Genomic DNA, 12,579 nt, shown 5'->3' on the forward strand with positions numbered 1-12,579 from the left:
ATATAATGGACTTAACGAAAGTTAGGTCTATTTTTTATGGAAATTTTATATACTGAAATCACACAAGATTTGACAGCAGGACTTTTAGAGATTGTGCTGGAAGAACTTGCTGCGAAGCGAAAAATCTATTATATTGTTCCTTCATCAATGTCTTTTGAAAAGGAAAAAGAAATTTTAGAACGGATTGGTGCCGGTCAGGACACGGCTGTTTTTGACTTGCTTGTGACAAGGTTCAAACAGCTCCCCTATTATTTTGACAAGAGAGAAAAAGCAACAGAAAAGGTTGAGTTGGGCTCTGTCGGACTTGCTATGCTTTTTCGTCGGATTTTGAGAAGTTTTTCCAAAGAAGAACTCCCTCTTTATTTTGCCCAACAAAATTCTGCGGGATTTTTAGAAATGTTGATTCAACTGCGAGCAGAATTGTTGACTGCCAATTTGAGCGCAGAAGATTTACCAAATAACCCTAAAAATCAAGAATTAAAAAAGATATTTTCAAGATTTGAAGAATATCTATCTGCTGACTATGCAAATTTTTCAGAGTTCGGTGATTTTACAACACGAGTTGAGCAAGGAGAATTTGATGAGCAGCTCAAAGAGGCGGTTATCATTATTGATGGTTATACGCGTTTTTCAGCAGAGGAAGAATTGTTCATTTCAGTTGTGCAAAAGCGTGTGGGACGCCTAGTTATTGGAACTTACGCTGACGAAAATTCACTGACGGGCTTATCAGAAAGCATTTATGCTAATGCTGCGCAGATGATTGCAAGATTTAAAGAAAAATTTGGTGCAAAAATTGTAAAATTCACTGACGGGTTTGTCAACGAAGTTTACAACAAGTTGACACAATTGATTGATCAAGATACACGTTTTGTATTGAGTGATCAGCCAATAAAACTAGAAGACCATGAGGAAAAAAATTTTCAAATATGGGAAGCGGAGAATCAAACCGCTGAGATTGAACGAGTAGCCAAAGAAATTCGACAAAAAATCAGCCAAGGAGTTCACTTTAAAGATTTCACAGTGTTAGTTGGTGATACTAAAGCATATGAGATTACTTTGAAAGAAATCTTCAATCTTTATGAAATTCCATTTTTCTACGCCCAAGAAGAGGCAATGAGTCAGCATCCATTAATCGTCTTTTTTGAGAGTGTCTACGCAATAAAAAAAAGTAACTATCGCACAGATGATGTGGTGAATTTATTGAAAAGTAAGGTTTACACTGATGTAAACTTTGCTGATGAAACTATTGATTACTTTGAATATTATGTGCAAAGATTTAAAATATCAGGTCGAAAAAAATTTACTGAAACTTTTATTGAAGAGGAGTTTTCACAGCTTGATTCTGTAAATAATTTGCGGGAAAATTTATTAGGAAACAACTCCCCTTTACAAGAATTCTTAACCAAAAATGTACAAAAAACAGGAAAAAAATGGGTTTCTGATTTAAAAATTCTTCTTGAAAATGGAAATATAATGACGAATATGAATCGTTATTTTTCAGAAGCGGAGCAAGAAGGAAACCATAAAATTGCTGACCAACATGAACAAGTTTGGAAAATGCTTCTATCGGTGTTGACAGAATTTACGTCAGTATTTTCGGACGAAAAAATGAAAGTTCTTGAATTTTTGGACATTCTATTAGCAGGAATGAAAGCAGCAAAATATCGTCAAATTCCAGCGAATGTTGACGTCGTAAATGTTAAAGACTACGAACTCGTCGAACCTCAAACTAATCAATATATTTACGCCATTGGATTGAGTCAAACCAATTTTCCACGTATCAAAAAGAATTCAACACTTTTGTCAGATGCTGAGCGGTTAGAAATCAATGAAAAAACTTCTGAACATCAATTTATTGAGCAGCTCAATGTTGTCAACTATCATAAAAATATGTTTACAGTCCTTTCACTCATCAATTCTGCAACAAAATCATTAGTCTTATCTATGCCACAGATTATGGGAAATGAACAAGGCGAACTTTCACCAATTTTCCAACTTTTTACCAGTCATTCTGATGAAAAAATTCTCAAAAAAGTTCGCAGCGCGAATGCTCAAGAAAGTTTAGAACACGTTGGAAATAGTCGTGCGGTCATTTCTATGATTGGAAAAATTGAACGAGAACTTGCAGAAAACGAGTCTGAAGATGAGGACAAGCGTACTTTTTGGTCTAGTCTTTTTCGTTTACTTGTCAAAAATAACCCAGATTTTCAAAAAATCCTTATGGATTTGGATAAAGATATTGAAACGGTTGGGCTTTCTAAAGAAACTTTAAAGCACGTTTATGAAGATAAAATCTATGCCTCTGTCAGCAGTTTTGAGCGTTTTTATAACTGCGAATATCAATATTTCTTAGAAAATACCTTAGGCCTTGAAACTTTTGAAAACATTGATATTAACTCAAAAATTGTTGGAAATTTCTTCCATGAAGTCTTTGAAAAAATCATGCAAGCACCAGAAATATCAGCAGAAAACTTTGATAAAAAGTTGACAGATGTTTTACACGAGGTTGACAAAAACTATGCTCGCTATTTCACTCAAGATGCAACAGCTCGCTTCACTTGGAGTAATCTTGAAGAAATTGTTAAACAAACAGCAATTATGTTGAAAAAAACAGTTTCCACCAATAAAATAAAAACTTTATTGACGGAAAGTAGTTTTGGACTTCCTCAAAGTGAGCTAGGAAATTTTTCAGTAGATGATATCTACTTACGAGGCCAAATTGACCGAGTTGATCAGCTTGTTTCTGAGCGCTTAGGAGCAGTTGATTACAAGTCTAGTGCTCATGCTTTTAAATTACAAGACGCTTATGACGGATTAAGTTTGCAATTTTTGACTTATCTGGACGTTCTCAAACAGGCTTTTCCCCAACAAAAAATATGGGGTGCGCTCTATTTACAATTCAAAAATCAACCAATCAATTTAAGTGAAATCAACCAACTTTCAGAAATTTCAAATCTTTTAAATCAATCGATGCGCTATGAAGGTTTGCTTTTGTCAGAGGCAGTTGATGAAATTAAATCAATTGATAGCATTGCCGTCAAGAAAAACGATATTTATGCCGAAGATGAATTTGAAGCACTTTTACAGATGAACGCCCATCATTATCGCTCAGCAGGCGAGCGACTAAAATCGGGAAAAATTGCCATCAATCCGGTCATGAAGCGCTCCGATGGGATTGATAAATCAGGAAATGTAAAAGGCTGTCGCTATTGTCCACTAAAATCAATTTGTCGTTTTGAAGCAAATGTACACATGAACGACTACAGCCGTGAAATCGGTCAAAAATCACATGCAGAAATTTTAGCAGAACTAAAAGGGGATAAGGGAGATGAGTGAAATCAAACTAACACCAGAACAAGAAGAGGCAATTTATAGTTCTGGGAAAAATATTTTAGTTTCCGCCAGTGCAGGATCAGGAAAAACCTTTGTCATGGCGCAGAGAATTGTTGAGAAGGTAAAAAAAGGAGTTGAAATTGATCGGCTTTTCATCTCAACCTTTACAAAAAAAGCAGCGAGTGAGCTGCGAATGCGTCTAGAAAGAGATTTGAAAAAGGCTAGAAAAAACAGTTTTGACAACGAAGAGCGTTATAAATTGACACTTGCTTTACAGAATTTGTCAAATGCAGACATCGGAACAATGGACAGTTTTACTCAAAAACTTACCAAAATGCATTTTAACCGTGTCAATATTGATCCAAATTTTCGAATTTTAGCGGATCAAACCGAAAGTGATTTGATTAAGCAGGAAGTATTTGAGACTTTAGTTGAAGAATATTTGTCTAATTCAGAAGAAGTAAACATCGATAAAAAATCATTTGAGCAGTTGATTAAGAACTTCTCTAAAGATCGCAACATTTCAGGGTTTCAAGATGTAGTGTACAGTGTTTACAGATTTGCATCGGCGACAGAAAATCCGTTAAAATGGTTAGAAAATCAGTTCTTGAAAGGTTTTGAAACTTATCGCTCCTTGAGTGATTTATCACCAAGTTTTACAGAAAACGGTAAAGAAAATTTATTGGATTTTTTTGAACTTCTAGAGCGTTCTCTAACTAATGATGTTATTGCTAAAAAAGGAGCAGGTCGAGATAAGGCAAATATTATCTTAGATAATAAAAAAGAGCTTTTAGAAGCACTAAGCACGAAAAATTTTACAAGTTTCTCTGAACTTTTTTTGACATTAGATACGGATATCCGTGTAGGTTCATCAAAAGACGAAACGATTTCAGCATTGAAAAAAGAATTTTCAGCTCAAAAGCAAGAACTAGTAGGTTCTAAAAGTAAACCAGGAGAAATTCGTCAATTTGTCAATAAAGTTAAACATGGACAAGTGATTGAAAAATATCAAAATCAAGCTTTAGAAGTTGCAAAAAACTTACAGAAATTTGTTATTCAGTTTTATAAGACTTACTTAGAGCGAAAACGTCTCGAAAATGCTTTCGAATACTCGGATATTGCTCATTTTGCGATTGAAATTTTGGAAGAAAATCCAGATATTCGAGAAAATTTACGCGAGCACTATAACGAAATTATGATTGATGAGTATCAAGATACAAGCCATACACAAGAACGGATGTTGGAGTTACTTTCTAACGGATATAATCTATTTATGGTAGGTGATATTAAACAGTCAATTTATGGCTTTCGTCTGGCTGATCCGGGCTTGTTTTTAGAAAAATATAAAACTTATAATGAAGCTCAAAATCCTAATCAACTTATTCGCTTAAAAGAAAATTTTCGCTCGCGTGGTGAGGTTTTGACTTTTACTAATGATGTTTTCAAACATTTGATGAATGAGAAGCTAGGGGAGATGGTTTACGGCAAAGAAGAAGCGCTTGTCCAAGGAAACACTACCGATTATCCCAGTGAGTTGGACAAGGAATACTATCCAGAATTACTGTTATATAAAGAAAATGCAGATGATGAGTTGAATGATGAATCCGAAGAAAATATCTCAGATGGTGAAATTAAAGGTGCGGCGCAAGAAATAAAAAGTTTAATCGCCTCAGGAGTTGAACCGAAAGATATCGCAATTTTAGTTCGTTCAAAATCAAATAATAATAAAATTGAAGATGTTTTACTAAGTTACGATATCCCAGTTGTTCTGGACGAAGGGCGCGTTGATTTCTTAAAATCAATGGAAGTTTTAGTCATGCTAGATGTTTTGCGAGCAATTGATAATCCATTGTATGACCTGTCTTTAGTTGCATTGTTACGCTCACCTTTATTCAGTTTTAATGAAGATGAGTTGACCAAAATAAGTTTGCAAGCTACTCGTGATACACGTTTTTGGGATAAAGTTCAACTTTCAGTGGAAAAAAATGGAGCAAATCCAGAGCTTATTGACTCATCACTTCAGAAAAAACTGCTCAATTTCTATCGGAAGTTTACAGGTTGGCGTAAACTTGTCAATCAAATTTCAATCCATGAATTGCTGTGGAAAATTTATATAGAAACCTATTATTTTGATTATGTGGGTGCCTTAAAAAATGGAGAGATGCGTCAAGCTAATCTGCAAGCTTTATCTATCCGGGCAGAAGTTTACGAAAACTCAGGTTATAAAGGTTTATTTAAATTTATTCGTCTCATTAATAAGTTTATGGAGCAAAATAATGATTTAGCTTCAGTTAATATTAAACTACCACAAAATGCTGTACGTGTGATGACCTTCCATAAATCAAAAGGACTAGAATTTGATTATGTTTTCCTAATGAATTTACAATCTCGGTTCAATGAACGCGACTTAAAAGGAAATGTTATTCTAAGCCGTGAAAATGGCTTAGGAATGAAGTATCTTGCAGATCTAAAAGGAGAGCCTGAAGTAGATACAGAATTTCCCTATGCTTTAGTAAAAATGGAAACCCTCCCTTATACAGTCAATAAAGAATTAAAACAAAATGCAGGACTTTCAGAGGAAATGAGGGTTTTATATGTTGCATTTACAAGGGCTAAGAGAAAGTTATACCTTGTAGGAAAAATCAAAGAAACCGATAAAAAACAGGCACTTGATTATTACGAAACAGCTGTACTAGAACAGAATGTTCTTAGTGATAAGTTTCGAAAATCGAGCAAAGGATTTCAACATTGGTTGTTGGCTCTACAAGCAACAACATCGCTCCCTATGAAGATGAATATTTATACAAAAGAGGATTTACAACAGCAACAAAAGGGATTTTCAAGCCAACCTAACTTCAAAAAACTTGTCGAAGACTCAGCTAAATTTGATAATATTATGGCTTTTTCTGAAGAAATAAAAAATGCTCAGAAAATAATGACCTACGAGTACCCCCATCAAGCAGCCACGGAGCTTGCAAGTATTCAAACTCCAAGTCAAGTGAAAAAACGGAGCTATGAAAAACAACTTGAAGTTGGTAATATTCAACCCATTAGTGAATTTGTCCGAGTAAAAAATCTGGATTTTTCTGACTTTGAATCAAAAAAAATTACAGCAGCAAAAATTGGTTCTGCAATTCATAGTTTCATGCAATATGCAGATTTTTCTCGAGTAAATTTGGTCAACTTTCAAAGAACCCTTGATGAGATGGGATTTGATGAAAAGTTGAAACGACAGATTGATCTTGAAAAAATCTTGACTTTATTTGACACAGACTTTGGTCAATTGTTAATCGATAACGTCAATAAGACAGTAAAAGAGGCCCCTTTTTCAATGTTGAGAACGGATGATTTGGCGGGTGAGCAATACATTGTTCGGGGGATTTGTGATGGATTCATTCGCTTAGAAGATCGAATTGTTTTATTTGATTATAAGACAGACCGATTTACAAAAATTTCGGATATCGCTGAAATAAAGAATCGCTATCAAGAACAGATGGAACTTTATAGTGAGGCTTTGAGAAAGGCGTATGGAATTGCCCAAGTTGACAAATATTTAATTTTATTAGGAGGATCGACGAAAGTTTTTGTTGAAAAATTAGATTAAATCTTATAAAAATTTATCAGAGAAGAAGGAAGAAAAATGCAAGATTACGAACTTGGGTCGATTGTAGAAATGAAAAAACCCCATGCGTGTACGATTAAAGCCACAGGGAAAAAAGCAAATGCTTGGGAAATTGTACGTCTAGGGGCAGATATTAGAATAAAATGTACGAATTGCAACCATGAAGTGATGATGGGGAGATTTGATTTTAATAAAAAGTTGAAAAAAATACTACAAAAATAAAGCAACAAAAGTTGCTTTATTTTTTTGCGATGAAAGGAATGTATCAGTTGTAAACTGCTTTTAGGTTAAATTTGAGATATTTGATTAACCAAAAATAAAGTAGTTTTGTAAATTTCCAAATATAAGGAAGTCCTAGAATAGTCAATGAGCAACCAACAATCCCCAATAGCCAATACCACCAATCAAAACCCGTTGCTCCTGTAGCGTTGATGAAAGTAATCGAAGGGTTGTGTGTGGCTGTAGCAAAAATCATCAAGAAAGGGGCAAGTAGTAAGGCTAAAAGAACCATATAAACAGCGGCAAGAACTAGTACAATAGCAACAATGAGCCAGACACCAAGCACAAAATTAAAGAGCAAGATGCCAAATCCGGCGAAAAGATTGAGGTGTTTTTTTCTTTTTTGAGGTTGGATTCCTTCGGTTAATGCAGTTAAGTCAGTGTCATAAATTTGGGCTAGTGAAATCAATGTTTCAAGATTTGGTTCTGTCTTTCCGGCCTCCCAACGCGAAATGGCTTGACGACTGAAATAAAGTTCTTTTGCGACTTCCTCTTGGGTTAAATTTTGGGCAAGTCGTGCTTTTTGTAGATTTTCTCCGAGCATTTTTTATCTCCTTGATAGGTGAGGGTAGGAGTCTTGGACTCCCTTTGTGTACATTCTCATTATCAACTAAAAAAAATCAAATATCAAGCGATTTTAAGTAAAAGGAAAGCAACATTTTGTGGCTTTTAAGTTGTTTGTCGTGCAATGGATGTTTTGTGGAAAGGTTGTAAACGTGTAAACCCAGGCTATTTTTTTAATCGGATTGTTTTGATTGTCCAAAGACTAATAAAGTAAAGTGGAATGGCAAGAAAAATAAAGAAAGTAAATTTGCCAATTTCCAAGAGGGTAGCTCCATTAGAAAAACTGAGTATAGAGTAAGCTACTCCTCCCAAGAGTAGTCCCCATAAGCAAAAAAGCCAGAGGAAAAGAGCGAATTGTAGATACTTGAACCAGAAAAAATTTATTCTCATCATATCTTGGATATAATCTCGATTTATTTTAAAGAAGTTACTTTGTTTAGGTGTGACAAGTTCTCTGATAAGTTCATCCGTTGTACAGCTGTAGAGATTACTTAAGTCTTTTAGATAGTAAATATTTGGAAGTGTTCGGTCAGTTTCCCAACGTGAAACAGTTTGTCTTGTAACAAATAATTTTTCTGCGACTTCTTCTTGAGTAAACTGTGATTTTATTCTTGCTTTTTGCAAATTTTCTCCAAAAGTCATGTGGTGTCCTTATTTCGATTTGTTGATTTTATTTTAACTCAAATCAAATGAATTACAAGCAACAAACCTGTTGCAATGAAGGTTTTTTTGTCTTTTCTTTTGATTTACGATATAATGAAACAAGATTATTTATAAAGGAAATAGAAAAAATGGCTTTAACAGCAGGTATCGTTGGTTTACCCAATGTTGGTAAATCAACACTTTTTAACGCAATTACAAAAGCAGGCGCGGAGGCTGCAAACTATCCTTTCGCAACAATTGATCCTAATGTTGGTATGGTTGAAGTTCCAGATGAACGCTTGAACAAATTGACTGAGTTGATTAAACCGAAGAAAACTGTTCCAACTACTTTTGAGTTTACTGATATTGCAGGAATTGTTAAAGGGGCTTCACGGGGTGAAGGTTTAGGGAATAAATTCCTAGCCAATATCCGTGAAGTGGACGCGATTGTCCACGTTGTTCGTGCTTTTGATGACGAAAATGTTATGCGGGAAAACAATCGTGAAGATGCCTTTGTAGATCCAATGGCAGATATTGAAACCATCAACTTGGAATTGATCTTGGCAGACTTGGAATCGGTCAATAAACGCTATGCGCGTGTTGAAAAGATTGCTCGTACAGCAAAAGATAAAGAGGCGGTTGCAGAATTTAACGTACTGAAAAAAATCAAACCTGTACTTGAAGATGGAAAATCAGCACGTACAGTCGAGTTTGATGAAGACGAAGCAAAAGTTGTCAAAAGTTTATTCTTATTGACAACGAAACCAGTGCTCTATGTGGCAAATGTTTCTGAAGATGAGGTGGGTGAGCCTGATAATATTGAGTACGTCAAACAAATTCGTGAATTTGCGGCGACTGAAAATGCAGAGGTTGCTGTGATTTCTGCACGCGTGGAGGAAGAAATTTCAGAACTTGAAGATGATGAAAAAGCAGAATTTTTAGAAGCGATTGGTCTGCATGAGTCTGGTGTAGATATGTTGACTCGAGCTGCTTATCATCTTCTGGGACTTGCGACTTACTTTACAGCCGGCGAAAAAGAAGTGCGCGCATGGACCTTCAAACGAGGAATGAAAGCTCCTCAGATGGCTGGAATCATCCACACAGATTTTGAGAAAGGATTTATCCGTGCTGTAACGATGTCGTATGAGGATTTACTTAAATATGGCTCAGAAAAAGCTGTTCGTGAAGCTGGTCGTTTGCGTGAAGAAGGTAAGGAATATATTGGTCAAGATGGAGATATTATGGAGTTCCGTTTTAATGTGTAAAGCTTTAGTGTAAACCTGATAAATTTTGAAAATGCACCGGATTGGTGCATTTTTGCAACCTGAAAGTGCTTGTGGAGCAAGATAAAAAGCGTTATGCTTAAGGCATGACATGAAAGGAAAGCAACATGGAAATTTCGGAACTTATCAAAGAAAATCGTAAACTGAAAAAGCTTAGTCAAGAAGATTTGGCAAAACAACTCCATATTTCACGTCAATCTATCTCTAAATGGGAAACTGGAAAAACACTACCCACGACTGACCAGTTGATTCTCTTAAGTGAAATTTTTGATTTGTCTTTGGACACGTTGCTCAAAGGTGACCCCAATATGAAAGAAAAAGTGAAAAAAGAAAGTAGCCAATTTTTGTGGTGGAAAGATCCGATTACCCGCCGGATTATGTTTGTTTTTTGGTCGGTAATCATTCCGCTCCTCTTTATCTTGAAGTATGTTCTCCATCTATTTTAAAAGAAAAGTCGAAAATTTTTAAAATTACTTACACTATGGATGTCTTATGAGGACTTAATTAAATACGGTTCTGAAAAAACCGTCCATGAAGCTGGGCTCCTGCGTGAAGAAGTCAAAGACTACGTCGGCCAAGATGGTGATATTATGGAATCCCGCTTTAATGTGTAAACTTGACAATCTATCTAAATAAAAATTGAGTTAAATTTTTTCTAACTCAATTTTTATTTTTTTTATGATAAAAGTCTGAAAATTACGATAAACTGAGAAAAGTAGGAGGTTCTCATGACTTTAAAAATAGCCTTAGCTCAAATTGATATTGCTTTGGGTCAGCTAGAGCAGAATTTTAATAAGATTGCTGACTTTGTCAGGCAAGCTGCTGCGCAAAATGCTGCGGTGGTAGTCTTTCCTGAAATGTGGAATACCGGGTACGCCCTGAGTGACTTAGGAAAATTAGCAGACCCACAGGGGCAGCGTAGTCAGCAAGTCCTGTCTCAGCTAGCCAAACAGTATCATATTAACATCGTAGGCGGCTCTGTTGCCACAGCCAAAGCGGGCAAGTTTTATAACAGTCAGGTGATTGTTGATTGCGAGGGGCAAATCCTTAGCAACTATGACAAGGTTCACCTGTTTGGACCTATGGACGAAGAAAAATATGTGTCTAGAGGCTCTGTTGACAACGTCTTTGACCTGGCTGGGGTCAAGTCAGCCGGTGTGATTTGTTATGATTTACGCTTTCCAGAATGGGTGCGTACTCAGATGAGACAAGGAGCGAAAATCCTCTATGTGGTAGCAGAGTGGCCTGAGCAAAGGATTGAGCAGTGGAAGATTTTGCTGCAGGCCAGAGCGATTGAAAATCAAGCTTTTGTGGTGGGGGTCAATCGAGTGGGAGCAGATCCTAACAACCGCTTCAACGGTCATTCCTTGGTCATTGATCCCTTGGGAAAAATTTTGTTGGATGTTGGTCAAGAGGAAACTTTACAAGTGGCTGAGCTAGAATTGGCTCAAGTGGAGCAGGTAAGGGGATTTATTCCGGTATTCGCTGACCGCAGACCAGAACTTTACAAATAGGGTTTACAGAACTGTAAACTGTAGGGAGAAGAAATGAAATTTTCAGAATCAGAACTGATGCAACAACTACCTAAACAATTTTTTGCCAGCTTGGTCTTGAAGGTCAATGCAAAAATTGAGCAAGGTGTGGACGTGATTAACTTAGGACAGGGTAATCCTGATCAGCCAACCCCAGAATATATTGTCAGGGCTGCTCAAGCAGCTACCGCTAAGCCACTCAACCATAAGTATTCCCCTTTTCGAGGTCGGCATGATTTAAAAGTGGCGGCCAGTCAGTTTTATCAAGAAAAATATAAGACTAGTTTTAATCCTGAATCTGAAGTGGTGATTTTAGCGGGAAGCAAGATTGGTCTGGTGGAATTGCCCTGGGCTTTGATGAATCCTGGAGACCTTCTGCTACTGCCAGATCCTGGCTATCCAGATTATCTATCTGGCTCTGCTTTGGGCCGGGTTGATTTTGAGACTTTTCCTCTCTTAGAAGAAAATGGATTTTTACCTGATTTATCAGCTATTCCTGAAGAATCAGCTAAGCGTGCTAAGTTTCTCTATCTGAATTACCCCAATAATCCGACGGGAGCAGTGGCCACACGGGAATTTTATGAAGAGTTGGTGATCTGGGCCAAACGCTATCAGATCGGCATCATTTCGGATTTTGCCTATGGCGCTATCGGTTATGATGGGCAAGCGCCGATTTCATTCATGGAAGTGCCAGGGGCCAAAGAAGTAGGTGTAGAATTTTACACTTACTCTAAAACCTTTAATATGGCCGGCTGGCGATTAGGGTTTGCTGTAGGAAACGCGGACATTATTGAGGCTTTGAATCTGATTCAGGATCATCTGTTTGTGAGTATATTTCCAGCTTTGCAGGAGGCGGGTATTGTTGCTCTTCAAGCACCTGAGCGCGATGCAGAAATTGCAAAATTGGTGGCGACTTATGAAGCGCGGCGCAATGCTTTTATTGAAGCGGCAGCCAAGATCGGCTGGCAGGCTGTGGTGCCAGGTGGTGCATTTTATGTCTTCATGCCTGTACCTGAAGGATACACCAGCGAAAGTTTTTCTGACTTGTTACTGGATAAAGTTGGTGTGGCTGTGGCAGCCGCCAATGGTTTTGGGCAATATGGTGAAGGTTATGTGCGAATCGGTTTGTTGGTCTCTCCAGAGCGCTTGATCGAAGCCGTCGAACGAGTCGGTTCACTGGGATTTTTTTAATCAAAAAGGGCGTTTAGCCTTTTTTATTATGGCTTGTAATGTTGTGAAATTATTGACAGCTTTGTTAGTAAAAAAGTGACATTTTCGCTGACGAGATGTGTTATAATAAATGAAGTCGCTGATTTCTAGAAAT

Annotated in this window: 10 protein-coding genes; 8 read left to right on the plus strand and 2 right to left on the minus strand. The window is 36.8% G+C overall.

The window, feature by feature from the left end:
- The first annotated feature begins 36 nt into the window (after window positions 1–36).
- From rexB to EQJ87_RS08280, 3 genes are read left to right on the plus strand one after another with little or no spacing between them, the layout of a single operon-like run.
- Complete coding sequence (gene rexB, locus EQJ87_RS08270; RefSeq protein WP_130124149.1) at window positions 37–3,336, plus strand: ATP-dependent nuclease subunit B; 3,300 nt, start codon at window positions 37–39, stop codon at window positions 3,334–3,336.
- Window positions 3,329–6,937 (plus strand): helicase-exonuclease AddAB subunit AddA, encoded by a 3,609-nt coding sequence (gene addA, locus EQJ87_RS08275; RefSeq protein ID WP_130124150.1) that lies wholly within the window; start codon window positions 3,329–3,331, stop codon window positions 6,935–6,937. The genes rexB and addA overlap by 8 nt, the downstream gene beginning before the upstream one ends.
- A 36-nt stretch (window positions 6,938–6,973) precedes the next feature.
- Window positions 6,974–7,177 (plus strand): DUF951 domain-containing protein, encoded by a 204-nt coding sequence (locus tag EQJ87_RS08280; RefSeq protein WP_130124151.1) that lies wholly within the window; start codon window positions 6,974–6,976, stop codon window positions 7,175–7,177.
- Between the two features lie 43 nt (window positions 7,178–7,220).
- Here the strand turns inward: EQJ87_RS08280 and EQJ87_RS08285 are convergent, their stop codons facing one another.
- Together EQJ87_RS08285 and EQJ87_RS08290 are read right to left on the minus strand one after the other, a co-directional pair.
- Complete coding sequence (locus EQJ87_RS08285) at window positions 7,221–7,778, minus strand: helix-turn-helix domain-containing protein (RefSeq protein ID WP_130124152.1); 558 nt, start codon at window positions 7,776–7,778, stop codon at window positions 7,221–7,223.
- 185 nt (window positions 7,779–7,963) lie between these two features.
- Window positions 7,964–8,440 carry a helix-turn-helix domain-containing protein gene (locus tag EQJ87_RS08290; protein WP_130124153.1) on the minus strand — a complete coding sequence of 159 codons (477 nt, stop codon included), beginning with the start codon at window positions 8,438–8,440 and terminating at the stop codon, window positions 7,964–7,966.
- 149 nt (window positions 8,441–8,589) lie between these two features.
- On the opposite strand from EQJ87_RS08290, the gene ychF reads away from it, so the two are divergent.
- The 5 genes from ychF (at window position 8,590) to EQJ87_RS08315 (ending at window position 12,446) form a co-directional block, all read left to right on the plus strand.
- Entirely contained in the window at window positions 8,590–9,705 is a 1,116-nt protein-coding gene (gene ychF, locus EQJ87_RS08295) for a redox-regulated ATPase YchF (protein WP_130124154.1), read from the plus strand.
- A gap of 125 nt (window positions 9,706–9,830) precedes the next feature.
- Complete coding sequence (locus EQJ87_RS08300; RefSeq protein ID WP_130124155.1) at window positions 9,831–10,169, plus strand: helix-turn-helix domain-containing protein; 339 nt, start codon at window positions 9,831–9,833, stop codon at window positions 10,167–10,169.
- A gap of 39 nt (window positions 10,170–10,208) precedes the next feature.
- Window positions 10,209–10,337 carry a DUF933 domain-containing protein gene (locus EQJ87_RS08305; protein ID WP_130124156.1) on the plus strand — a complete coding sequence of 43 codons (129 nt, stop codon included), beginning with the start codon at window positions 10,209–10,211 and terminating at the stop codon, window positions 10,335–10,337.
- Window positions 10,338–10,451: 114 nt separating this feature from the next.
- The gene (locus EQJ87_RS08310; protein ID WP_130124157.1) at window positions 10,452–11,237 is read left to right on the plus strand and encodes a carbon-nitrogen family hydrolase; all 786 of its coding nucleotides are present in this window, start codon (window positions 10,452–10,454) and stop codon (window positions 11,235–11,237) included.
- 33 nt (window positions 11,238–11,270) lie between these two features.
- Window positions 11,271–12,446 carry a pyridoxal phosphate-dependent aminotransferase gene (locus tag EQJ87_RS08315; RefSeq protein ID WP_130124158.1) on the plus strand — a complete coding sequence of 392 codons (1,176 nt, stop codon included), beginning with the start codon at window positions 11,271–11,273 and terminating at the stop codon, window positions 12,444–12,446.
- Window positions 12,447–12,579 lie beyond the last annotated feature (133 nt).

It is taken from the genome of Lactococcus sp. S-13 (genome assembly GCF_004210295.1).
Taxonomy (GTDB): Bacteria; Bacillota; Bacilli; order Lactobacillales; family Streptococcaceae; genus Lactococcus.

Coding starts and splice junctions, on each gene's coding strand:
- rexB (WP_130124149.1), top strand. CDS start 37: ATGGAAATTTTATATACTGAAATCACACAAGATTTGACAGCAGGACTT.
- addA (WP_130124150.1), top strand. CDS start 3,329: ATGAGTGAAATCAAACTAACACCAGAACAAGAAGAGGCAATTTATAGT.
- EQJ87_RS08280 (WP_130124151.1), top strand. CDS start 6,974: ATGCAAGATTACGAACTTGGGTCGATTGTAGAAATGAAAAAACCCCAT.
- EQJ87_RS08285 (WP_130124152.1), bottom strand. CDS start 7,778: ATGCTCGGAGAAAATCTACAAAAAGCACGACTTGCCCAAAATTTAACC.
- EQJ87_RS08290 (WP_130124153.1), bottom strand. CDS start 8,440: ATGACTTTTGGAGAAAATTTGCAAAAAGCAAGAATAAAATCACAGTTT.
- ychF (WP_130124154.1), top strand. CDS start 8,590: ATGGCTTTAACAGCAGGTATCGTTGGTTTACCCAATGTTGGTAAATCA.
- EQJ87_RS08300 (WP_130124155.1), top strand. CDS start 9,831: ATGGAAATTTCGGAACTTATCAAAGAAAATCGTAAACTGAAAAAGCTT.
- EQJ87_RS08305 (WP_130124156.1), top strand. CDS start 10,209: ATGTCTTATGAGGACTTAATTAAATACGGTTCTGAAAAAACCGTCCAT.
- EQJ87_RS08310 (WP_130124157.1), top strand. CDS start 10,452: ATGACTTTAAAAATAGCCTTAGCTCAAATTGATATTGCTTTGGGTCAG.
- EQJ87_RS08315 (WP_130124158.1), top strand. CDS start 11,271: ATGAAATTTTCAGAATCAGAACTGATGCAACAACTACCTAAACAATTT.